We start from the raw sequence: 20,759 nt of genomic DNA, 5'->3' as shown, positions 1-20,759 counted from the left end.
CCGGTTAGCCTCCACCGGAATGAACGGTTGCCGCCGATGACGCTTCACATCAACATCGCACCTGCCGAGGCACTGGCGTTCGAGCCCGCTCGCCGCGCCTTGCGGCTCTGGCCAGCCGTCGGCGGTGCGCAGGTCCAGTTGAGTGTCACCGTCAGGCGGACCTCCGAGCGCAAGGACGCCCCGCCGTACCAGGTGTCCGCGGCGATGCTCATCGGCACGGACCCCAGCCGAGATCGACGACTCCTCACCCACCTGTCGGCTGGCCACCTGACCAACCCCGCCCAGGTGGCCACAGAACTCACGCTGACCGGCTTCGTTACCGACGAACAACTGCGTGTGGCGGAAGCGTTGCGCGAAGGGGGTGATCACCTCTGGGTCACCCTCCAGGTCAGCGTGACCTGTGTGGACGGCGACCCGGCGCAACTGGCCGGTGGAACGGGAGAACTCGGTTTCGACCTACCCAGCGGTGAATGGGCGCGAGAGCTGGAGCGCGTTGACGCCGGCTCCTACATCGAGATCCTCGTGCCACTGACCAGCGACAATGAACACGCGACCGGCGTACGGCGGCTTCGCAAGGCGCGCGAGCTCATCCGGCACAACCACCTGGAGGAGGCACTCGGCGAAGCCCGCAAGGCCGTCGAGGCGATCCGCGCCGCCGAGAGCACATCCGACACTGTGCGTCAGGCTGGCTCGAAAGCCCGTCGGGATCGTGACCAGCGCGAGCGCTGGGCCTTCCTCGTCGAGGACGTCTTCTCCCTGCTCAGTGGAGCCGCACACGACGATCCCGGCACCACCGAGCACTTCGTGTGGACGCGCGAGGACGTACTTGCACTGGTCACCGCCACAGCCGGTCTGCTCAACCGGCGCTCTGAACGCGCCGGACAGTAGAAGCCGCAGCGGCCACCATCGACGACCCGAGGGGTCGACGCCAGGTGTCGGCTCACCGGAAGCGCTGGTCAGCCGAGATTGTCGGAGGTCGCGCGTAACCTCGACAGATCGTCCACGGCAGGGGAGGTCCAGTGGCCCAGCGTAAGACGGTCACGTCTCAAACGATCATCGGAGAGAAGGGCATCTCCCTGATCGGCACCCGGTGCCTCGAGATGGGCTACCTGTTCCACCCCCGGCGGGTTGATCACGGCATCGACGGTCACATCGACCTAGTAGACCCGGACAGCGGCGCACTCCTGAACCTTGTCCTGCTTGTTCAAAGCAAGGCCCAAAATCGACCGTTCTCGTTCGAGACCGACGACGAATTTCGATACCTGTGCGATGAGCGTGACCTGGACCTGTGGCTGTCAGGGAACGCCCCCGTCATCTTGATCTTTTCTCACCCCGAGCAGGACCAAGCATGGTGGGTCGACGTACACGCTGCATTCCCGGACGCGACGGCTCGCGCCACCCGAACTGTCATCGTCAACAAAAACACTCAGCGATTCGACGCGGACGCCGCCCCGGCGCTCCTTCGCCTCGGTATCCCCCGAGAGTCGGGCCTGTACCTCCGGCCACCGCCGATCACCGAGACACTCACCACCAACCTGCTGCCGATCAACGAATTCCCGTCACACATCTACCTGGCAACAACGTCAGCGACCGACTACCCCACAGCAGGCAACCTACTAGCAGGCCAGACGGTACGGCGATCAGGCTGGATCCTGCGGGACGGGCTCGTGCTCTCCTTCTCGAACCTTCGTGAAGCGCCGCTACGAGTCCTGTGCCAGGGTGATGTCGAAGAACACGACACGAGTGAGTGGGCGACCAGCGAGGAACGCGAGGTCACAAACCGGTTCGCCGACCTCCTCAGTCGGACCATGCAGGACTGCTATCCCGATCTGCGTTGGCACAAGGAACGCGAGCACCTCCACTTCAGGGCAACGCCAGGACTGAAACCGCGCAAGGTCGGGAAAGCGCGAGGTACACCCGGACGCACCGTTTTCGGGCCGCACTTCCTGAAGTCGGACCCCGAACGGGTGGGCTACTACCACCATGCGGCACTGCGAACCCGTATCCGGCGGATCGCCGGCACGTGGTACTGCCAACTAGAGCCCGACTACTGCTTCACCTCGGACGGCTACACCGAATCGCGCTACGCCGACAGCCTGCTCACGGGCATCAAGAAGCTCGACAGACACGCCGCCGTCGCGAGTTGGACCAAGATGTGGGCTCGTTACCTGCGCGGCGACGATGATCTATTCAACTCGGATCGCCAGCTCCGCTTCGGGGACCTGCTCACCGTGACTGTCGACCGCGGCATCGATGACAAATGGTGGGGCGCAGCCCCGGTCGAAGCAGCCCCTGACGACGAGCCGGGCGACTCGCCGTCCGACCGGGCCGCCGCTGCCGATCTGGCCGCCGCGGGCATCGACACCGACGATCTGTTCACTCTCTTCACCGACCCCGAGTTGCAGCCCCAGCCGGACGCGCCGTCTCACGGCACCGGCGACCCGAAAGCCAAGCACCAACGAAGGACCGGTCGGCCACGCCAGGCATCCCGCCGAGGACAGGAGTGATGATGCGCGCTGAGGTCCTCGACGAGCCCGAGCTGGAGTTCGGTGGCGCGGGACGACACATCGACCCCCGGTTCGGAATCAGCAACTACGGCCCCGCCGACCTCGGCTCCGAGGAAGCGCCCCGCGTCATCCGTGTCGGCCTCGTCGGGCCATCTGATCAACTCGATGGCATACGAACCTGGCTCGAACGCTGCCGCGAACCCATCGCCGCAAAAGACGACCGTTATCCCCACCTGTTCCCCGGCTTCCCAGGGTGCGACATTGACTGTGGCCTGCACACCACACTCGTGTTCAGCGACCGCAACACACGAGCGATCAGCGATCGAGCCCTGCGGGCGATCAGCAGCACCACGGGTGCCCAGTCGTTGACAACCGCAGTCGAGGCGTACGCCGACGAGATCCGAGCACTCGCGGACGAGAACCGTGTTGACGTCCTGCTGGTGGCACGGCCAGAACAGCTCACCGACACCCGACGTAAAACCGGACGTCAATCTCGATCAACGGCCGCCGCGGCGACAGCATCTGACGGTCCGAGCGCCCAAGGGCCAGCCGTGCCGCGCTTCGCGAACTTCCACGACCTGCTCAAGGCCCGGCTACTGCACCTGCGACAGCCAATCCAGATCATCCGCCGAAGCACCTGGGACGAGGCGACCCCGCCGCCTGCTGGCCGCAGCCGCCAAGACGAGGCAACCCGCGCCTGGAATCTCCACGTCGCCCTGTACTACAAAGCGGGCGGCGTTCCGTGGCGGCTCCCACGGAACCCTACCGATCTGACCTCGTGCTATATCGGCGTCGCCTTCTACAACAGCGGGGACCGCAACACGCTGGACACGTCGGTAGCGCAAGTGTTCAACGAACGCGGAGACGGAGTCATCGTGCGCGGTGGGCCTGCCAGGGTAAGCCGCGAAGACCGTCAACCACACCTTGCCGAGGATGACGCTCACGCTCTGCTCCTGCGCGCGCTGGACGCCTACCGGCAGGAACACCGGACCATGCCCGCAAGAGTGGCGCTTCACAAGACCTCATCGTTCACCGCCGCCGAGGTCGCAGGATTCCAGGCAGCGGCAGACGAACGAACGCTCGATGAACTCGACATGAGCTGGATCACCAACAGCGAGGGTGCACGGCTCTTCCGGCCCGGCAACGCGCCTCCGCTGCGCGGAACGTTGCTCACCCTCGACCAGAACGAGGTGGCCCTCTATACCAACGGAAGTATTGAGTTCTACTCGACGTATCCCGGCATGTACGTGCCACAGCCGATCGGCATCCGCTCCGTTCACAGCAGCCGCAGCCCGCGAGACCGAGCCAGCGAAATCCTGGCCCTGACCAAGATGAACTGGAACCAGACACGCCTGGACGGCAGGGTGCCCGTCACTCTGCGCACCGCCAACCAGGTAAAAGCCGTACTGCGTTTCTGCCCACCAAACGAAGCCGTTGCCACCCGCTACGCCCACTACATGTAACAGCACGTCGACCCACGGCCGCTGCGCAACCGCCGAAGCGTTCCCGTACTCGTCACCGGTCGACGTACGCGTTCTCGGCTCCGGCGGCCTGTGTCGGTGGGGATCCGCCAGCGCCTGCGGGAATCAGGTGGTCGGCGAGTCCGGCGGTGGTGTGGATCAGGTCGATGACCTTCATGACCTGGGGTGAGGCGACCAGGGTGAGGTCCATGCCGCGATCGCGGCATAGGTCCGCCGCATGCAACAGCACCGCCAGCCCCGCGACCGCCATGAACGTCACACCGCCCAGGTCGAGCCGGACCCGGACCGGCCCCAGCCCGTCCCGCACCAGGCGGTCCTGGATCTCCTCCGCAGCGCGGATGTCGACTTCCCCGCACACCGTGATCACCGTGGTGCCGTCACCGGTCTGACAGTCGCACGAAAAGCCCGCACCGGAGTACGGCGTACCTGCGTTGGGTGTCACCGATCGCCTTCCGTCTCCCGCTGCGCCGGAACGATTCAGACGAGTTGGACTTCGGCCCAGACCGTCTTGCGGTCGCCGCGGGGTCGATATCCCCAGTTGACCGACAGCCGGTTGACCATGAGCAGGCCGCGACCATGCTGCGGGGTGTCGAGTCGCCCCAGGACCGGCAGCAGACTCGGGCTGCCGTCGTCGACCTCGACCCGGACCAGGCCACGGTCGGACAACCGGCGCAGCCGCAGTCGTCGTGGCGCGCGGGCATGGCGGTAGGCGTTGCCGACCAGTTGCGCGGCGACCACCTGGACGTCCACGAGCCGGTCGTCGCCGGTTCCCCGAAGAGTGCCGGCAACCAGTCTCAGCAGCTCGTTAGGGGTGGGAGGGGTATCGGGCAGGTCGAGATCGACCCCATCCCGAGGGAGATCGACAGTGCTCACGGCCCAGCCCTCCAGCGCCCTGCGGTTTCAAGGCAGAAACAGGCCCTGGAATTACCCGGTCGCGCAGAGGTCCAAACGCTCGGGCGAGGTATTCACCGAGAGGCACTCGCCCCGGTGCGGCGTCCGCGACCCGACAGCTACAGCCCTCGTCCGCGCCGCGACCGGGCGATGCGGTCCCGATTCGGACGGCGCAACCACACCACGACCAAGGCAGGCGCGACCAGAAGGCAGACCCACGCGGTCCACCACGCCCACATCACCGACTCCGTCACCGCCACGAACGCGTTCACAAGACCGGCAGCCGACAACCCCACCACCGACAAGACCATGAGCAGGCTCGCCGGTGTTCCGCCATCACCTCGCCCCAACACCCGCCCACCTCCTTCCCGGTACCCGCAATATCGGCACGCACCCACAGCGGGTTACCGGGGCCGCCACTTGCGGAGGACACCACCGCCGAAGTCACCTCGCTGTCCACCAAGGCGCCCGCGGAGGCCCGCCCGCCGCCCGCCGGATCTTGGAACAACCCCGCTAAGGCGGACCAGTGTGTTCGCAATATGACCAGTGTGTTCGCAATATGTGGAAGGTGAACCAGAGGTTCGATGGTCTCGGCGTCGGCGTCGGATCTGCGGAGCGGCGACTGGTTAACACAACCTCGGGGTGCCCAGCTCCTCGTCGTGGACAACGCCGGCCTCCGCCATCTCAGAGACGCCGACAGACCAACTTAGGGAGTGTCCGTGGACGGGGCCGCATGACCGTGCCCACGGACACCTGTCAGCGTGACGAAGACAGCGTAAACCGGCGTTCAACCACCAGACTGCCGGTGTAAAACCGCTGGTCAGCCCAGGTCCCATCCTTTGGTAATCCCGCCCGAGGTCCGGCCAGGGCTGCGGCACGTACCGAGATCACCAACCGACAGGAGGCAATGCCGCCGCCACTGGCCTCCGATAAGCCCCGCCGACCCCCCGGTGTCCGGTCTTCTCGGCCTGGGCGATCACCGCGTAAAGCGGGCGGGGTACTGCTGGACTCGTCAGCGTCGGCGAGCAGGTACCAGCCGGGACCGGCCTGGTGTCGCAGGGTGTCGCGGAGCTGGGTGTTGGTGTGCTCGTGCCAGGGGCCGGCGCTGGTGCCGGTGGGAATGATGCCGAGTCCCGGCAGGCGGCCTGGAGCTCGTGCCGCTGGGTGTCGGGGACGTGGCCGGGGAAGTGGAAGGCGATCAGGGCTGGAGGCGTGCTCAGGATCGGGACTCCTTGGCCGTGAGCGGGGTGAAGGTTCGGGTGAGGAAGTCGGCCTGATCTTCGGCCGTCCACAGCCCGACCAGGCCGGGTGCCTCGGAGCCGGGCGGCTTGGGCGGCTGGCGGATGAGGGCGTGCAGGGCAGCGGCGAGACCGTCCAGGTCGCCGACGATGAACGTCAGGGCACAGGGCTGGCCGTGCAGACGGCCAGTGAGGGCGGGGTCGTGGTCGGAGACGATGAGGGGGACGCCGAGGCGGGCAGCGTCCATCACGAGCCCGGATTCCTTGCCGACCCCGGGGTGGCGGGCGACCAGGGCAGCGTCGGCGGCGCCGTAGACCAGCCGCAGCACGCTTTCCGCGACGGGACCGGGCACGGTGTGCAGGCGGATGCGGGGCAGGGCCCGCCACCGCTCGAGTACGGCTTCGTCGAGCGGATTCCCCGCGACCACCAGGTGCAGCGGTTCCTTCAGCCGGGCCAGGGCGGCGTTGATGACGTCGATGTCCTTGTACGGCCACCAGTCGCCCACCAGACACGCCGCGGCTTCGGCGGCGGGAATACCGAACGCCGTCCGGCCGCCGTCGCGCTCAGCGTCGGTCAGGCGGCGGCCGTCGTCGACCGCGAAGGCCCGCACCACCGCGGGCAGGTGGGGGAAGGCCGCGGCGAACTGTTCGCCGACCGCCCAGGTCGGGTACACCGCGATCACCCGTTGCTCGCCCCGGCGGGTGAGCTGGCCAAGCAGCCTCACGACGGCGTCCTCGGTGGTCACGGCCTCGTGGACGAACCGAAGGTGCGGCTGGCCGCTGAGGAGGGCGGCGGCGCCGTGCAGGGCCTCGTTCGCGGTCAGGATCACCACCGCGTCGGCGCCGGACTCCAGCCAGCGGGCGGACCGCAACGCGGACGCCTCGGTCAGGCAGCGGGCGATCAGGGTGATTTGGGGCGGCAGCCGCCGCAGGTGGCGGGGCCAGCGGCGTGACCGGAAGGCCCGCAGCCCGGCGGCCGACAGGCCGGCTGCGAGCCGGGCGGCGGCCAGCAGCACCGCCGTCGTCCAGCCGCTCGGTGATGCCCCGGCGATCATCCTGCTCAACCCGCGGATCACTGACCGCTCCGACGATGCGGACGAGCAGTACGAAGGATGCCTGAGCTTCTTCGACGTCCGCGGCCTCGTCCCCCGCCCCTGAAGATCGCCGACGAGACCACGAACCTGACCGGCGAAACCGTGACCACCGTGTACGAGCGCGGACTCGCCCGCCTCATCCACCACGAGATCGACCACCTCGACGGCCTGCTGTACACCGCCCGCATGAGGACAGGCGTCGACCCGATCCCCGTGGAGGAGTGCCGCCAGACCGGCCGGGCCTGGGCCTACGAGTAGGCCGCACCGGGCGGCGCTCCGCCCTCACCCTGCCAGGCGGATGCCGATCACGCCCGCGACGCCGAGCCTCGGATCTGGATAACGCCGCCCAGGTGCGTGGGTGCGGACGATCGACGAGCTCGCCCAGGCCATGGCCGACGCCCTCGCTCCGTAGGAGCCCGCTCCGCAGGGATGTACATGATCAAGCCACCCTCCTTACGCTGATTCGCGGCTGCCGTAACGGTCAGCGCGGCTACTACGGGCGGCTGGCCAGCACTCGTAACGGTTCGACAAGTTCGACAGTCCGTGTTTACCTGCGGCGCAGCCATGAAATGATCGCTGCACTCGGTAACCAGAGGGAGGCGGTGGGTGCATGACCGGCCCGGAGAATCCCTTCGAGGCATCGGCGTCAGCGCTCGGATACCTCTACCAGCTCCGCGTGGCCCTCCAGCGGTGCGTGGAACTCTCACGGGGCGGGATCGAGTGGAGTGTGGCGATTGAGGCAACGGACGATGTCCAGGCCCTTATCGGGTCGCACACCGAGCTGACCCAGCTGAAGAAGCGGGCAGACAACGTGAGACTGACGGACCTGTCGTCGGACCTGTGGAAGACAATCAGGGTCTGGTCACACGCCGTCACCGAGAAGCACATCGATCTTGCCGAGACAAGCCTCTACCTGATTACCACCGCAGAGCTGCCGGACGACAGCGCGGGTTTCCTCCTGCAACCCAAGGCTAGCGGACACCGTGACGAGCAGGCTGCCGAGGCCCTCCTCGTCCAGGCGCGGCAGTCCTCGAAGAGTACGACGTTGGCCAAGGCCTTCGAGGCGTTCGACGCGCTCGGGACGCAACGCCGGGCCGAGCTCATCAGCCGGATCGAGGTCATCGGTGACGCACCGGGGATGGACTCCATCAGGGAGGACCTGCTCGGCTACGCAAGCCTGGCCGTCGAGCGCCGGTACGCCGAGTCCTTTCTTCAGCGTCTTGAGGGCTGGTTCTTCGAGCGGGCGTCCATCCAGATGAGCTTCCCGGGGTCGGATCCGGTGACCGGTGCCGAGTTCGACGAGCTGTTCAACGATCTACGCAATCAGATCGGTGCGCACAATCTGCCGATCGACCCTGATATCGCCGCGCTCACGGCTGCGGCCCCGGCCGCTGCCGATGCCGCCGATAAGGTGTTCGTGCATCAGCTCCGGCTGATCGACGTGGGCGCGGAGCGGATCGGCTACGCGGTTCGCGACTGGGTGAGGGCCTTCGCTCAGCGCTCCCGCTGGGCGAACGAGAACCTGCTGCGTGCCGGCGAGATCGGCGCGTATGAGCGCAGGCTCGTGGAGGAGTGGCAGTCGCGCTTCGCCGAGATGCGTGAAGACCTCGGCGATGAAGCCACCGAAGAAGAGATGAAGCGTGAGGCCAAGCTGATCTACAGGTGGGTCGACCAGGAGGCCCGGCTTCGCATCCGCACCGGCTGTGAAGAGGTGTTCGTCGTCAAGGGGTCATACCAGATGCTCGCGGACGAGCTGCGGGTCGGGTGGCATCCGGACTTCAGCGCCCGGCTGGCGGCTCTGCTGGAGCCGGCGGGAGCCGCTGATGGCCGAGCGTGACCTCAGCCGCGAGGAGCGCGCCCTGTTCAACCCGGCCTTCACAGCACTCGTGTGCGTCCGGGCTGTGCAGGGCTACGAGAAGCGGTACCACTCCGCTTGCCCGCTTCCAGTCGCAGTGACCGCCGCGGTCATGGCCCTCCAGCCGTCCATCCGGACGGCGCTGCCCGCCACCATCCGCACCGGGCTGATGAGCTGGCTCGACGAGAACGAGGCCGTGCGCGTGGCCATGAGTCTCAACGCCGCCGCGCTCGCCGCCGTCGTGCGACCAGGCCTGCTCTTCGCCCTTCAGAGCGATGTGCTCAGGCTTCAAGGCTCCGGGCTGACAGTGAAGCCACGGTCCGTGACAGCCCTCAAGGACGGCCCCGAGCAGAACACCGCGATCCAGAAAGCCGCCCACCAACTCGGGCGCTGGCTGCCCAGCACCGGCAGCATCAGCACCGTCCTGACGCTCCTGGGAGTCCAAGCGTGACCTTTCAGATCCAAGCGGTCACCGTCTACGGCAAGCAGCCCGGACAGGTCCGTACGGTCCCGTTCCGCACCGGCACCCTGAACATCGTCACGGGCGACTCCCGGCGCGGAAAGAGCGCGCTGCTGACGATCATCGACTACTGTCTGGCCAGCTCCGACTACCCCGTCAAGGCTGGCAAGGTCCGCAAGTACGTGGGCACCTACGCCGTCACCCTGGCGAAGCCCGGCCAGCAGATCTTCGTCGCCCGGCGCGCCCCGGAGCCGGGGAACGCCGTGAGCACCGTGCTGTGTGTCCTGTCCCAGGCCCCGGAGACCCCGCCTCCCCCGCTGGAAGAGCTGACCTTCGCGACGCCCCTGGACACCGCCAAGGACATCCTCAGCGACTTCTGCGGCATCGACCGCACCGTCAAGGTGCCTGCGGTCGCCCGCGCCCAGACGATCGCTCCGTCGATCCGCCACGCGCTCTACTTCTGCTTCCAAGCGCAGAACGAGGTCGCCAACCCCGACCTGCTGTTCCACTCCCAAGGTGAGGAGTGGCGGCCGAACACCATCCGGGGTGTGATCCCGTACTTCCTTGGCGCCGTCGACCCCGAACAGGCAGCGTTGCGCAACCGGCTGCGGCTCCTGCGCCGGGACCTTTCCGACCTTGAAGCCAAACTCGCCCAGGCCCGCGACCTCGGCCCAGCGTCGGGCCAGGCCCGAGCACTGCTCACCGAGGCGGTCGAGGCAGGGCTTCTACCGCACCGCGACAGCGAGCCGACGGCCGAGGAGGTCCTTGGCCTTCTGCGGTTGGCCTTGGAAGGCAGCATCCGGCTAGAGCTGGAGTCCCGACCGGACAACGGCGGCGACCCGTTGGCCGCCGCCATCGGCCGGCGCGCCCAACTACGGCGCGCCGTCGGGCAGTCCCGGGCCCGCATCGCCGACCTCAAGCGCGCGGTCGAGGAGAATGACGACTTCGCGGGCGAGGCAAGAGAGCAGCGCCGGCGTCTCGCGTCTCTCGGGTTGATGCGACTGTCCCCGGACACCTCCCAGGCCGCCCAGTGCCCGGTGTGCGAAAGCCAGATCGCCTCGGCCAACACCACGGTGGCGACGATCATGCAAGACCTCGAACGCCTCGACGGCGATCTGCAGGTGATCGGCAGCGACACACCCGCCCTGCAACGCCAGATGGCCCTGGAGGAGGAGCAGTTGCAGCAACTGCGCGCGGCGCTCTCCCGCAGCCAGGACGAGATTAACGAGATCAGCGCCGGGCTGCGCGCGCTGCAGCAGGAGCCGGACCAGTCGCAGCGGGCCGCCCATGTGCGCGGTCGTATCAGCCTCTACCTCGACACCACCGCCCAGCATGTGAGTGCCCCGCAGGTCGAAGACCGCCGCGACGACCTCCAGCGACAGATCGCTGAGCTGGAAGAGCTCCTGAGCGACGACACCCAGGGCGACCGGCTCACCAGTTACCTGTCCCTGATCAGCCAGAACATCCGCACCAAGGCTGCCTCACTGGAGCTCGACCACTCGGACGCGCCCATCCGCCTCGACGTCAACCGGCTGACTGTCGTCGCCGACACGGCCGACGGGCCCGTCCGGCTCGCCGACATGGGCAGCGCCGAGAACCACCTGGGCTACCACGTCGCCACGCTGCTGAGCCTGCACGAGTGGTTCAGCGAGCACCGCGGACCCGTTCCTCGGACGCTGATCCTCGACCAGCCGTCCCAGGTGTACTTCCCACCCGACTACACCGGCGAGCCCACACCCCAGGGGACCGACCTCAGCCACCTGCTGAATATCTACCGGATCATCAACGACACCGTCCAGGCACTCGACGGCGCGCTCCAGGTCATCGTCGTCGAGCACGCCGACCTGGCCGACCCGCTCTTCCGGGACCACGTCGTCGAGCGCTGGCGCTACAGCAACAGCCAGGCCCTCGTACCTCCGGAGTGGATCACTGAACCGATCGACGACGAAGACGAGTAGCCCAGCACCTGGCGGAGCTGGTGCGGGTGCCGGAGCGGGAGAGCGCCGCCGAGGCGACGGCGGGCGCGCTCCGCGAGCTGATCATGACCGGGCGGCTGCGGCCGGGCGCGCGGGTCAACGAGGCCGACCTCGCCGGTGTCCCACATGGGCGCGACCAGGAACTCCTCGCCCGCCAGGAACTGGTGCTTGGTGGTGTCGTCCCAGGTCTTCGGGTCGTCCGGGTACTCCAAGATCAGCGACCGGTTGATCGGCGCGCCGGTGCGGTGCGCTTCGGCGGCGTAGGAGTACAGGTAGGGCAGCAGACGCTCGCGGAGCTGGAGGTAGTCGCGGTTGATCGCGGTGTAGGGCTCGCCGTAGGCCCAGGGCTGCTTGAACTTCGGCGTCGACCAGCCGCTCATGGTCATCAGCGCCGAGGTGAACGCCTTCCACTGCAGGTCGCGCACGTAGACGGCGAAACCAGGCCCGAGAGCGGTGGCGAGACCGCGCAAGTCATCACTCCCGCCGGGTTCTCGGCGCATCGCGAGCTGCCGCCCGCGCCGACGGCTCAAGAGGTCATGTGGGAGCACTTCCTGCGGGAGCAGGCTCATGGTCGGGTGCAGTGCCGGCGCCGAACTGGACCGAGTCGCCGGCACTAACAACTACGGCCGCACAGTGCTGCGACAGTGGCGCACCGACGGCCGCATCCCACCTCCTGACCAGTGTCAGCGCAGGCGAGGGTGTGGGATGACCGACCAGCGAGGCAAACAGCTGCAGCGAGACGTCCGACCAAGTGCCACAACCCGTCCGGTCTCGGCGAGACGCACCGCAGGCCGAGCGGCATGTAGGCGGTTGACGGTCCGTCACCCTCTGCCCATCGCCTAGCACTCACTCCGACGGCAGGAGCCCGAACCGGCATTCGACCATCAGGTGGCCACTATAAATCCGCTGGTCAGCCCTGTTCCCATCCTTTGGTAGTCCTCCCCGAGGTCCGGCCCTCCGCGGAACGTACCGAGATCACCAACCGACAGGAGGCAATGCCGCCGCCACTGGCCTCCGATAAACCTCGACCTCCGTTGGATGGCGCGGCAACTGCATCTCACGAGCTGCGCTGTTCACCCGGTCGGGCCCGAGGAACCGGCGGGATTCAAGCCGAGGCAGGCCACGACACGGCCGATCGTGCGCACCGACACGGTCATGCCACTGCCAGCGAGTTCCAGCCCGTTGATCTCCTACGGGGGTGAAGACGCTCTGGTCGCACATAGGCCCGCTCTCACTGCACGAGCACCCGAGGGTTCGAACACTCGCTCCGCGGCATAGACAGATGTTCTGCGTGTTGGCCTGGACGTGGGAACGTCCTCCTGATGAGCGGATGTTCAGGCGGCCCGGAACCTGGCTGCTGATCTTGATAGTGCGGGCCAGCGGTCGAACTGCGCCTGGGAACACAGTGAGTGCTGGGCGGCAGCAGCGACCGCGCGGTGGGTTCTCAGACCGTGCGGCGCTCTTGCCGATCGAGTTCGGCCAGCGCGCGCAGCGGAACCACGATCAGATCGAACAGGCAGCTCGTCCGACGAGCCCATCGCATCGGGTTGTCACCCTCGTCGAACGCAGCGGCAGACGCGAACTGGTCCTGGAGGTTGACCGGCAGCTTGCCAGCCAGAGCCGCACCGAGCTCGCGGCCCAGGAAAGCCCGCGGAGACGACGGCCGCATGAATCGGCCAAGCCTGCCGGTCGCCGGGACGAGGGCGTCTGAGGCGCCATCGAGGTCCGCGACAGCCTCTCGCACCCAGTCGTTGTTGCAGGCGTCACGGAGGGGTACGGCGACCTGCTGGACGCCGGCGACCGCGCCCCGTCCCAGGGCGAGCGAGAGCCCGCCGGGGTCCTCGTGGTAGTTGAGGTAGCGGGCGACGTCCACGCCCGGAGGGCAGACCTCGTCGAGAACTACGTCGCCGACAAAGTTGCCGGGATCGATGAGCCAGCCCTCCCGCACCACGACGGACGGCATCAGCAAGACGCGGTACAGGTAGAACTGGCTGCCGTGGTCGGCCTGATCGCGCATCCGCCTCAGCATGTTGTGGATCGCGGACTCGTACGTGCCGACATGGAGGGCCTTCCCGCGCTGGCGCGCGGCCCACGCGGCGACCCGCTTGGAGCCGCCCATCATTCTTCGCGTCTCGGGCGTGAGATCGGCCGCCGGATCGAAGTCCCTCGTCGGCCAGTCCGGCAGCGTGCTTGTGTGGTACCAGGCGAGCTGAGCGATCTTGTCGTCGTCGAGCGCGAGGTCGTCGGGATCGACCGTCACCCGGGGAGCGTTTTCGTGCTCGCACGTCGTACCGCACCCGGGACACACCTCTCTACTCTGCTCCCAGCGGTCGATCCACTCGAGGTCGACCAGCCACTGGTGGGCGCAGATCCCGCACAGCATGCGGCGGTCGCGCGAGAAGTCGATCGGCCGTTCCATGGCTCCATTATCCGGAGGGAGGTCGACGACGGGGTTGTGGGAGCGGATCGAGCCGTTGTTGCCGCAGGTGCAGCGCCAGCGTCGGTATCCGGGTCGTAAGCGGTTGGATGACCGGCAGGCGTTGTGTGGGATCTTGTACGCGATCGCGGTCCGCATGTGTTGGTCCGGGCCGCTCTCGTCCTCCTCAGCGAACGCGCATGGTGGCTGCCCCGTTGGCTGCGCTGGCTCCCCGCCCTCGACGTCGAAGGCACCGCCCTCTCAACCCCAGCCGCAGTCAGGTAATGCTGGAGTTCGCGGGCGGATACCGACCATGATTCCCTGCGATTGACTTTTTGCCGCGAATGCCCACTACGTGCCCGACAGAAGTTCCGCGCTACAGTCCCTGCCCATGATTGGCGGCAGCAAGACCGAAGACAACGCTGGCAGGGACCTCCTGCTTGGCCGGCTCCCCGACGTCGAATTGCACCTCGACGGGCGGTCGTTCCTCGATGGCACGGGCATGAGCGACCGCGGCAGCATGGACTGGTGGGCCTCGGCTGTGATCCGCGAGTTCGATCCGGAGGACTACGGCGAGGACGAGCAGAGCAACTGGAGGTCGTTACCCGACGCGTTTCTGGCCGCAGAAGAACGACCTGATTCGATCGAGTACACGATTTTTCGGATGAACGGTCTCAAGTTGGATCTGGAGGACGTCGTCGACACCTTCGACGCTCTGGATGCCCGTACGGCAGAGTACGCCGAGTTCATACCGCTCTTCGCCGACACGAGAACCTATGGTTTCGTAGACGTCGACCCAGGGATCGAGGACACGCTCGAACTGCCGTGCAGTGAGATAGTGATCGTCGATTTCGCGGAACTGGCACCGGGGTGGCGTGGCCTTGGTGGCGCGGGCAGACTGCTGGCGGGCAGGCTGCTGCGCTGGTTGTGCTCCGCTCAGTCATGTGTCGCGTTAAAGCCGTTCCCGGTCGAGCTGAGCCAAGCCGAGAAAGACGACCCGGCGATATTTGATCCTGCCCTTGAGCGAGTCCGGCACGTGTGGCGTTCGCTGGGATTCAAGCCGTTCACCGACGACCTCTTCTTCATGGAGAGTCGAAACATGCCGCATCGCCGGGCCGTGCAGAACCTTGAGCGGCGTCTTGGTCTGCGGCAATGAGGGAGCGGTGAATCGGATGTCCGGCCGCTCGGATGGAGGAGTGGCCGGAAGGCCGTCGGTGTCGGTCATGGGGTCGAAGGAGCCGAGCAGGCCGCCGAGGGGCGGTGCTCGCCTTATGGGGCCGGCTCCGAGGGTGTGCAGGCGGTAGAAGCCGTCGAGGGGGTGGGGAGTAGGTGTCGGTGTGGTTGTTGTTCCACTTCGTTGGCAACGTTTGTCGAACAGGTCGTCGTGGGGGCCTACCAGGGTGAGGTCGGCCGTCTCGGCCTTGTCGAAGCGGTGACGCCAGGTGCAGTCGCCCGCGCTGCCTGGCTGATCGAGTCGCCCACGATCATGGCCGTCGCGGGCAGCGTCATGGTGATCGTCGGCGTCGACGGACTGGCCCCGCGCCGGTTGAACGCCCGGACCATTACCGACTCCGGCAGCTCACAGTCGGCGAAGTAGACGTGTGTCTGGCCGGCCACGTCGTCGTCCAAGTAGGGCGATGGGTGTGCCGTCATCCACGGAGATCACCTCGTAGCCCTCGATAAGGGGACCGGAGGGTGGACTCCAGCTGAGCCTGCCGGAGCTGTGGTCCGGCGCTGGCGTGAAGGTGATGTTGGTGGGAGCCATCGGCCGACCCCAATAGATGCCGAGCGAAGCCACCTGCACGGAGGTCGAAGCGATGTGGGACTGACCGGCGTCGTTGGTGACTCTCAGCTTGATGACGTGGTCATCCGCGGTCGCGTACGTCACCGTGACCAGCGAGCCCGGCGATGACGTGGCGAAGGTGCCGGCGCCGTCGAGATCCCATGCGAAGGTGCGGCCAGCCGGGCCACCAATCTCCGACCGGTCTTGCGCCCGTGCGGACACCTGCCCGACGCACGCAGGATCCGCGTGCAGCGGCGACCGCTCCTCGGCAGGAGCGGACGTTCGAGGCATGGCGGACAGGCCACCAGTGATCCCCTGGTCCGCCATGCGGCCTCAGAACCTGCCCACTGCTATCCAACGGTGCGCCGCGCTGCGCCGCGTCACAGCGCGAGGTGCGCTTCAACTACCAGGCTGCCGGTACGAATCCGCTGGTCAGCCCTGTTCCCATCCTTTGGTACTCCCGCCCGAAGTCCGGCCCTGCACAGAACGATCTCGCGCAGGTTGGTGCCCTCCCCGAAGTCCGGCCAGGGCGGCGGCACGTACCGAGATCGCCAACCGACAGAAGGAAATGCCGCCGCCACTGGCCTCTAAACAGGGCTCGACCTGGGGCGCCTACTACGCCAACGCCCCTTCGTCGGCCAGCAACCCAAACCCTCTGGGGCAAGCGCGTCCCGAGTTGGGCTGCGCTGCTGTTCGCGTGAGCAAATAGGTCCGTGTCGTTTCGGCCGGGTCGGGCTTAGCTTCGGGCGGTGGCGAACGAACTGACGATTCCGGCCCTGCCCTGTCCTTCCATCGACGAAATCGCGTCGTTCTACGAGATGCTCGGCTTCGAGGTGACCTATCGGCAGACGCGGCCGAACCCGTACCTGGCGGTGCGGCGGGAAGACATCAACCTGCACTTCTTCGGCATGGACGACTACGACCCGGCGCAGTCCTACAGCACGTGCATCGTCGTCGTGCCGGACATCCACGCGTTGTTCGAGGAGTTCGCGGCGGCCATGCGCAAGACGCACGGGAAGCTGCTCATCTCCGGCATCCCGCGGATGACCCGACCCCGGCTGCGCAACGACCGCTACACCGGATTCGCGGTCATCGATCCGGGTGGCAACTGGATCCGGATCACCAGGGCGCGGGCGGAACCCGAGGCCACGACCCGGTTGGCCAAGGCCATGGAGAACGCCGCGCGCATGGCCGACTCGCACGGTGACGACCGCCAGGGGTTGAAGATCCTGGAAGGCGCGCTGAAGAAAGCGGTTGGCGACGAGCCGGAGTTCCAGGCGGCCACCGAGTACCGGGACGAGCTGGTCGAACGGGTCAGGGGGTCTGCGCCGCGTCCAGGCGCTTGAGCGCGGCGCGGACCACTTCGGGGTCGTAGGTCGTCCAGAACGGCGGCAGCGAGGCCCGCAGGAAACCGCCGTAGCGGGCGGTAGCGAGGCGCGGATCCAGAATCGCGACCACGCCCTTGTCCGACATCGAGCGCAGCACACGTCCTCACCTGGGCAGCCTCCCACGTCCATCGAGAGAACGAGATCTCCATTCGCACACAGCGGCGGCCCGCCACGACACGTGACAGGCGCCCGTGCATCTCGTCCGCCAGCCACAGGGCCCACCTGGAGCGAACCGCGCGGTCCCGCTCCAAGTGGGCGTTACTCACGCGTGGACAGCCCGAAGGATGACTCAATCACCAGACTGCCGGTGTAAAACCGCTGGTCAGACCAGGTCCCATCCTTTGGTAATCCCGCCGAGGGCACCGGATCGGCAAAGGCCCTGACCTGCGAGGCACGTCAGCAGGCGTCATCGCGGACAACCACCAACCAGCCACGGGAGCGGGCGGGCGTCGTCCACAGTTCCGACTTGCGCTGCGGCGGTCGCGTCATCGCGACGCAGAGATGTCGACTGCTCGCACGAATGCAGGAGCAAGACATGCCTTGGCGCACCACGCGGTAACCACCGCAGCGGATGCAGCTTCTGAGCAGAATCCGGCACGGTCGCCCATCGTTGCGGTCGGGCCGTGCTGGCGGTTAGTGCCCCAGATGTAGTTCGTGATGTGCAGACCTGCTGGTCAGCTCGGGTGTGGCGGTACCAAGTGGCCCGACGTCGAGCTGACCAGCAGGAACAGGCGAGCGGCTGATACTCACACCTTGATGGTGTCTTCGAGTACCAGCCGCTCGCCTGTTGATGTTGCCCATGTTTTGCGTGCCCCCGGCAGGATTCGAACCTGCGACACACGGTTTAGGAAACGGTCGGTCATCATGGCGCTTGACCTGCGGAAATACGGCGTAGCTTCCCCAGCCTTGGCCGACATTTGGCCGGGCAGGCCGTCGTCCGTGGCAAAGGCCGCACGATGGGGAACCCCGCCAAGCGGGAACCCAAGCGCTGGGACGCGGCTTCAGTAGCCGCACACCTGGCATCTCACGTGCTGCATGAGCAGCACGTGAGACGTTCGGTGTCCGAAGAACCGGAGGCCAGCATGAGCATCGAAGGCTTCACGGACGAAGAGTGGGACCGCGTGCGTGACTTCTGCAACGAGGCCATCGTCGAGGCCCGCAGTGAGTTCGGGGCTTCGCAGGAGACGCGTGACGCGCTAGAGCACGATCATGCTCAGGGGATCACTGTTGATCGCAACCCCGATCAGCCGAACCCGTTCCAGAACCCCACGCCGTTCCGGCTGGAGTTCAGGAATGGCAGGTGGCAGCTGACCTGGCGCGGTCGAAAGTTGGCGGAAGTGCCGCGAGAGGTGATCGAGGGGCACACCGGTCCTTGATCAAAGACAGGTCGACCCTGGCCTGTGTAGGGGTTGCGGCGGACTGCGCACAGTTGGGGCGTGGACGCCATGGAGTCGACGGTGCCCGCCACGAAACACGGTGTCATCAGCTTGGAACGACTGGACTGTCGGTTGAGGTAGTTGTCGAGGATCAGGGCTAACAGCACTGCGGCAACCGCGACGCTCATGGCGACGGCCCTACCACGGAGCACGACAACGACGCCCTTGCCATCGTGACTAAGGGACTGCGCTAGCCCCCGCCACGCCGAACGCTCCCACCGGCAGACGTGAGCCACATTCGTGAACGTGTCCACTGTCGGTGGACGTCTGCGCGCTACCAGTCGTGTCCGCAGGTTGGCTCATGGGAAAGCTTCCAGCGAACAGTTTGTCAACATGGCGTTCGCCGGTATCGTCATCCATTCAGCGGTATCACTCGGCCGTTATGGGTGATGGGCGTGCGGCTGTCATTGCGTAGCGTCAGGCCTTTGGGTGATAGTAACCCGATTGTGTCTGTTGAATCATGGACACGTCGCTCGGTAAACGATCTTCGAGGTGATGATGGTGGAGCGTAGTGAATCCGTCGCGAGCCAATTGCCTGAGGATGAGGAGCCTGAAGATCTTGGCGGGGAAGCGTCGGGAGAGGTTGGCGTTGAGCCGGGGCAGCCCTTCTTTGTCAGCAAGAAGGCTGCTGCCGTGTTGAAGCATGGAATACTCAAGCGTTACATAAAGCCCTGGGCTAGTAAAGTGGGATCGACTGCTGAGGGTAAACGTGTGGTGTATGTTGACGGTTATGCCGGGCCGGGGCGTTACGCTGACGGAACAGACGGTTCGCCTGCGCTTGTGCTGAGTACCGCACGAGCTGTGGACTATCGAAACATCGAATGTCACTTTGTTGAGAGAAGGCGCGCGGATTTTGCGCGCCTAAGTGGACTGGTGGGTGCGGCACAGGCTGACGGGGTATCGTGCGTGGCTCATAAGGGAAGGCTTGAGGCTCACCTTGATCGACTGCTACAACTTACTGCCGCTTCGCCGCTATTTCTTTTTCTAGATCCATTTGGGCTCGCGATCTCTTTCGAAGACATAACCGGTAAAGCGATGGGGGGAGTTCATGGTGGTCGTATGCGCAAGACTGAGGTTCTGCTCAATTTCTCTGCAAATGCGGTCAGGAGGATCGGGGCGTTTCTAGATCCATCATCCACTGCCAAGAATCGACAGGCCACGCTGAACTCCATGGATCGGGCATGTGGTGGATCATGGTGGCGTGACTTGTTCGTGCGGTTCGAGACGAACGAGGAGCGCGTAGAAGCCATCGCGCACGAGTTTATGCGGCGAGCCGCGCAAGCGGCTGGCTCTGGAGGCTGGGTGTTCCCTGTGAAGAATCGGGCTACACTCCAACCTGTTTATCACCTGGTCTACCTGAGTCGGCATCCTGACGGTATGTTGTTGTTCGGTGACGCGCTCGCTGGCGCTCAGAAAGAATGGAGGAGGCTGTTAGTGCCTCCCCCTGTGGTCGATGAAGGTGCGCTGTTTGCGCTTCCTGATCCTTTTCTGCAAGAGGAGGCAATGCGAGAGGATCAATGGGTTCGTGAGATCAAGGGCAATATAGAGCGACTGCTTGACGAGTTCGGCGGTTTCCGGGTGGCTGATCGCTATCGGGACGTACTCGGATCCGCGCTAGGGCTCGCTGGTCAGCCACTGGTTCGTCGAGCTGTAAAGCAGCTTCACGCTGAAGGGCGAACGAGTTGCAACGGAATAGGCGGCGTGCAAGATTTTTGGATCACCCGGTAGGTGTAGTCTCTTTCCGGTTGCGGATTTCGGGCATTTGATCCCAAGTTCGACCGTCAAGAAGCCGTCCACCGGCTTTGGGAGTGCGGCCACCCCACTGCTTGAAGAAGAAGGGAACTTCAGCCCGCTGACACTGGTCGAGAATGTCGGTGATCCAGGCCTCCGCGACGGGGCGTGCGTTGGAGCCGGATTCGCCTCCGACGATGACCCAATCGATGCGGTCCAGATCCATGTCCGGCAAGGGGCCGATCAGCGGCTCGCAGGAGAGGAAGCGGACTGCGGCCGGGACCTGAGCGAGGTCGGCGATCCGTGGAAGCGCGCCTTCATCCTCGACTGATGTGCCGATCCACACGTTGTCTGGCCATGGCAACTTGTCTGCGATGCCCTCTCTGTCAGACTGGTGTGAGACACAGGATCAGTTGAGTCTTCTGTGGAATTCGTAGGGCGAAGACAGGATTTTTGGGACTGTGACGTTGAGTGCCGCCGATCTCCAGGCCGATGATGGTTCG

The 20,759-nt window shown here is 66.0% G+C and carries 20 protein-coding genes and 1 pseudogene; 13 read left to right on the top strand and 8 right to left on the bottom strand.

The genetic code is table 11. From position 1 onward, the window contains the following. The first annotated feature begins 36 nt into the window (after positions 1-36). The 3 genes from FM051_RS43040 (at position 37) to FM051_RS43030 (ending at position 3,970) form a co-directional block, all read left to right on the top strand. Positions 37-888 (top strand): hypothetical protein, encoded by an 852-nt coding sequence (locus FM051_RS43040; protein WP_158852872.1) that lies wholly within the window; start codon positions 37-39, stop codon positions 886-888. Between the two features lie 131 nt (positions 889-1,019). Further along, positions 1,020-2,507 carry a DUF4365 domain-containing protein gene (locus FM051_RS43035; RefSeq protein WP_202919346.1) on the top strand — a complete coding sequence of 496 codons (1,488 nt, stop codon included), beginning with the start codon at positions 1,020-1,022 and terminating at the stop codon, positions 2,505-2,507. Next, positions 2,507-3,970, top strand: a complete 1,464-nt coding sequence (locus tag FM051_RS43030; protein WP_202919345.1) for an argonaute/piwi family protein — start codon at positions 2,507-2,509, stop codon at positions 3,968-3,970. The genes FM051_RS43035 and FM051_RS43030 overlap by 1 nt, the downstream gene beginning before the upstream one ends. A gap of 52 nt (positions 3,971-4,022) precedes the next feature. On the opposite strand, the gene FM051_RS43025 is transcribed toward FM051_RS43030, so the two are convergent. The 3 genes from FM051_RS43025 to FM051_RS43015 all read right to left on the bottom strand — a co-directional run bounded on the left by FM051_RS43025 (position 4,023) and on the right by FM051_RS43015 (position 7,193). After that, positions 4,023-4,430: an STAS domain-containing protein gene (locus tag FM051_RS43025; protein WP_158852871.1), complete on the bottom strand. Its 408-nt coding sequence runs from the start codon at positions 4,428-4,430 to the stop codon at positions 4,023-4,025. 35 nt (positions 4,431-4,465) lie between these two features. Beyond that, positions 4,466-4,861, bottom strand: coding sequence for an ATP-binding protein (locus FM051_RS43020; protein WP_420803660.1), 396 nt, complete (start codon positions 4,859-4,861; stop codon positions 4,466-4,468). A gap of 1,234 nt (positions 4,862-6,095) precedes the next feature. Continuing rightward, entirely contained in the window at positions 6,096-7,193 is a 1,098-nt protein-coding gene (locus FM051_RS43015; RefSeq protein WP_238413074.1) for a glycosyltransferase family protein, read from the bottom strand. On the opposite strand from FM051_RS43015, the gene FM051_RS54210 reads away from it, so the two are divergent. The 5 genes from FM051_RS54210 to FM051_RS42995 all read left to right on the top strand — a co-directional run bounded on the left by FM051_RS54210 (position 7,168) and on the right by FM051_RS42995 (position 11,484). Further along, complete coding sequence (locus FM051_RS54210; RefSeq protein ID WP_274383879.1) at positions 7,168-7,275, top strand: peptide deformylase; 108 nt, start codon at positions 7,168-7,170, stop codon at positions 7,273-7,275. The genes FM051_RS43015 and FM051_RS54210 overlap by 26 nt on opposite strands. After that, positions 7,230-7,469, top strand: coding sequence for a peptide deformylase (locus FM051_RS52545; RefSeq protein WP_274383877.1), 240 nt, complete (start codon positions 7,230-7,232; stop codon positions 7,467-7,469). The genes FM051_RS54210 and FM051_RS52545 overlap by 46 nt, the downstream gene beginning before the upstream one ends. Positions 7,470-7,821: 352 nt before the next feature. Then, entirely contained in the window at positions 7,822-9,048 is a 1,227-nt protein-coding gene (locus FM051_RS43005; RefSeq protein ID WP_158852869.1) for an ABC-three component system protein, read from the top strand. Then, positions 9,035-9,517, top strand: a complete 483-nt coding sequence (locus FM051_RS43000) for a three component ABC system middle component (protein WP_158852868.1) — start codon at positions 9,035-9,037, stop codon at positions 9,515-9,517. The genes FM051_RS43005 and FM051_RS43000 overlap by 14 nt, the downstream gene beginning before the upstream one ends. A 191-nt stretch (positions 9,518-9,708) precedes the next feature. Further along, positions 9,709-11,484: a DUF3732 domain-containing protein gene (locus tag FM051_RS42995; RefSeq protein WP_238413068.1), complete on the top strand. Its 1,776-nt coding sequence runs from the start codon at positions 9,709-9,711 to the stop codon at positions 11,482-11,484. Here FM051_RS42995 and FM051_RS42990 read toward each other — a convergent pair. Next, positions 11,415-11,972, bottom strand: coding sequence for a TIM-barrel domain-containing protein (locus FM051_RS42990; RefSeq protein WP_238413067.1), 558 nt, complete (start codon positions 11,970-11,972; stop codon positions 11,415-11,417). The genes FM051_RS42995 and FM051_RS42990 overlap by 70 nt on opposite strands. A 974-nt stretch (positions 11,973-12,946) precedes the next feature. Then, a complete protein-coding gene (locus tag FM051_RS42985; RefSeq protein ID WP_158852865.1) occupies positions 12,947-13,921 on the bottom strand; it encodes a hypothetical protein in 975 nt (324 codons plus the stop codon). A 388-nt stretch (positions 13,922-14,309) separates the two neighbouring features. Between FM051_RS42985 and FM051_RS42980 the strand changes: the two genes are divergently transcribed. Both FM051_RS42980 and FM051_RS42975 read left to right on the top strand, forming a co-directional pair. Further along, positions 14,310-15,074, top strand: coding sequence for a hypothetical protein (locus FM051_RS42980; RefSeq protein ID WP_158852864.1), 765 nt, complete (start codon positions 14,310-14,312; stop codon positions 15,072-15,074). 228 nt (positions 15,075-15,302) lie between these two features. Beyond that, positions 15,303-15,515 (top strand): hypothetical protein, encoded by a 213-nt coding sequence (locus FM051_RS42975; protein ID WP_158852863.1) that lies wholly within the window; start codon positions 15,303-15,305, stop codon positions 15,513-15,515. Here FM051_RS42975 and FM051_RS42970 read toward each other — a convergent pair. Beyond that, a complete protein-coding gene (locus tag FM051_RS42970; RefSeq protein ID WP_158852862.1) occupies positions 15,498-16,028 on the bottom strand; it encodes a PKD domain-containing protein in 531 nt (176 codons plus the stop codon). The genes FM051_RS42975 and FM051_RS42970 overlap by 18 nt on opposite strands. A gap of 422 nt (positions 16,029-16,450) precedes the next feature. Here FM051_RS42970 and FM051_RS42965 point away from each other — a divergent pair, with 422 nt between their 5' ends. Then, on the top strand, positions 16,451-17,047 hold the full coding sequence (locus FM051_RS42965) for a bleomycin resistance protein (protein ID WP_158852861.1): 597 nt from the start codon (positions 16,451-16,453) through the stop codon (positions 17,045-17,047). On the opposite strand, the pseudogene FM051_RS42960 reads toward FM051_RS42965, so the two are convergent. Next, positions 17,016-17,192, bottom strand: a pseudogene (locus FM051_RS42960) (helicase C-terminal domain-containing protein); the annotation flags it as partial. The gene FM051_RS42965 and the pseudogene FM051_RS42960 sit on opposite strands and share 32 nt — an antisense overlap. Before the next feature lie 979 nt (positions 17,193-18,171). Here FM051_RS42960 and FM051_RS42955 point away from each other — a divergent pair. Continuing rightward, positions 18,172-18,465: a hypothetical protein gene (locus FM051_RS42955; RefSeq protein WP_158852859.1), complete on the top strand. Its 294-nt coding sequence runs from the start codon at positions 18,172-18,174 to the stop codon at positions 18,463-18,465. A gap of 555 nt (positions 18,466-19,020) precedes the next feature. Continuing rightward, positions 19,021-20,253 carry a three-Cys-motif partner protein TcmP gene (gene tcmP / locus FM051_RS42950; protein WP_238413073.1) on the top strand — a complete coding sequence of 411 codons (1,233 nt, stop codon included), beginning with the start codon at positions 19,021-19,023 and terminating at the stop codon, positions 20,251-20,253. Here the strand turns inward: tcmP and FM051_RS42945 are convergent. Further along, a complete protein-coding gene (locus FM051_RS42945) occupies positions 20,243-20,620 on the bottom strand; it encodes a DUF5131 family protein (protein WP_274383876.1) in 378 nt (125 codons plus the stop codon). The two genes, tcmP and FM051_RS42945, sit on opposite strands and share 11 nt — an antisense overlap. Positions 20,621-20,759 lie beyond the last annotated feature (139 nt).

This window comes from Saccharothrix deserti (assembly GCF_009769385.1).
GTDB lineage: Bacteria > Actinomycetota > Actinomycetes > Mycobacteriales > Pseudonocardiaceae > Actinosynnema > Actinosynnema deserti.
Note: the sequence above shows the minus strand (reverse complement) of the source record. Positions and strands in the feature narration are given on the sequence as shown.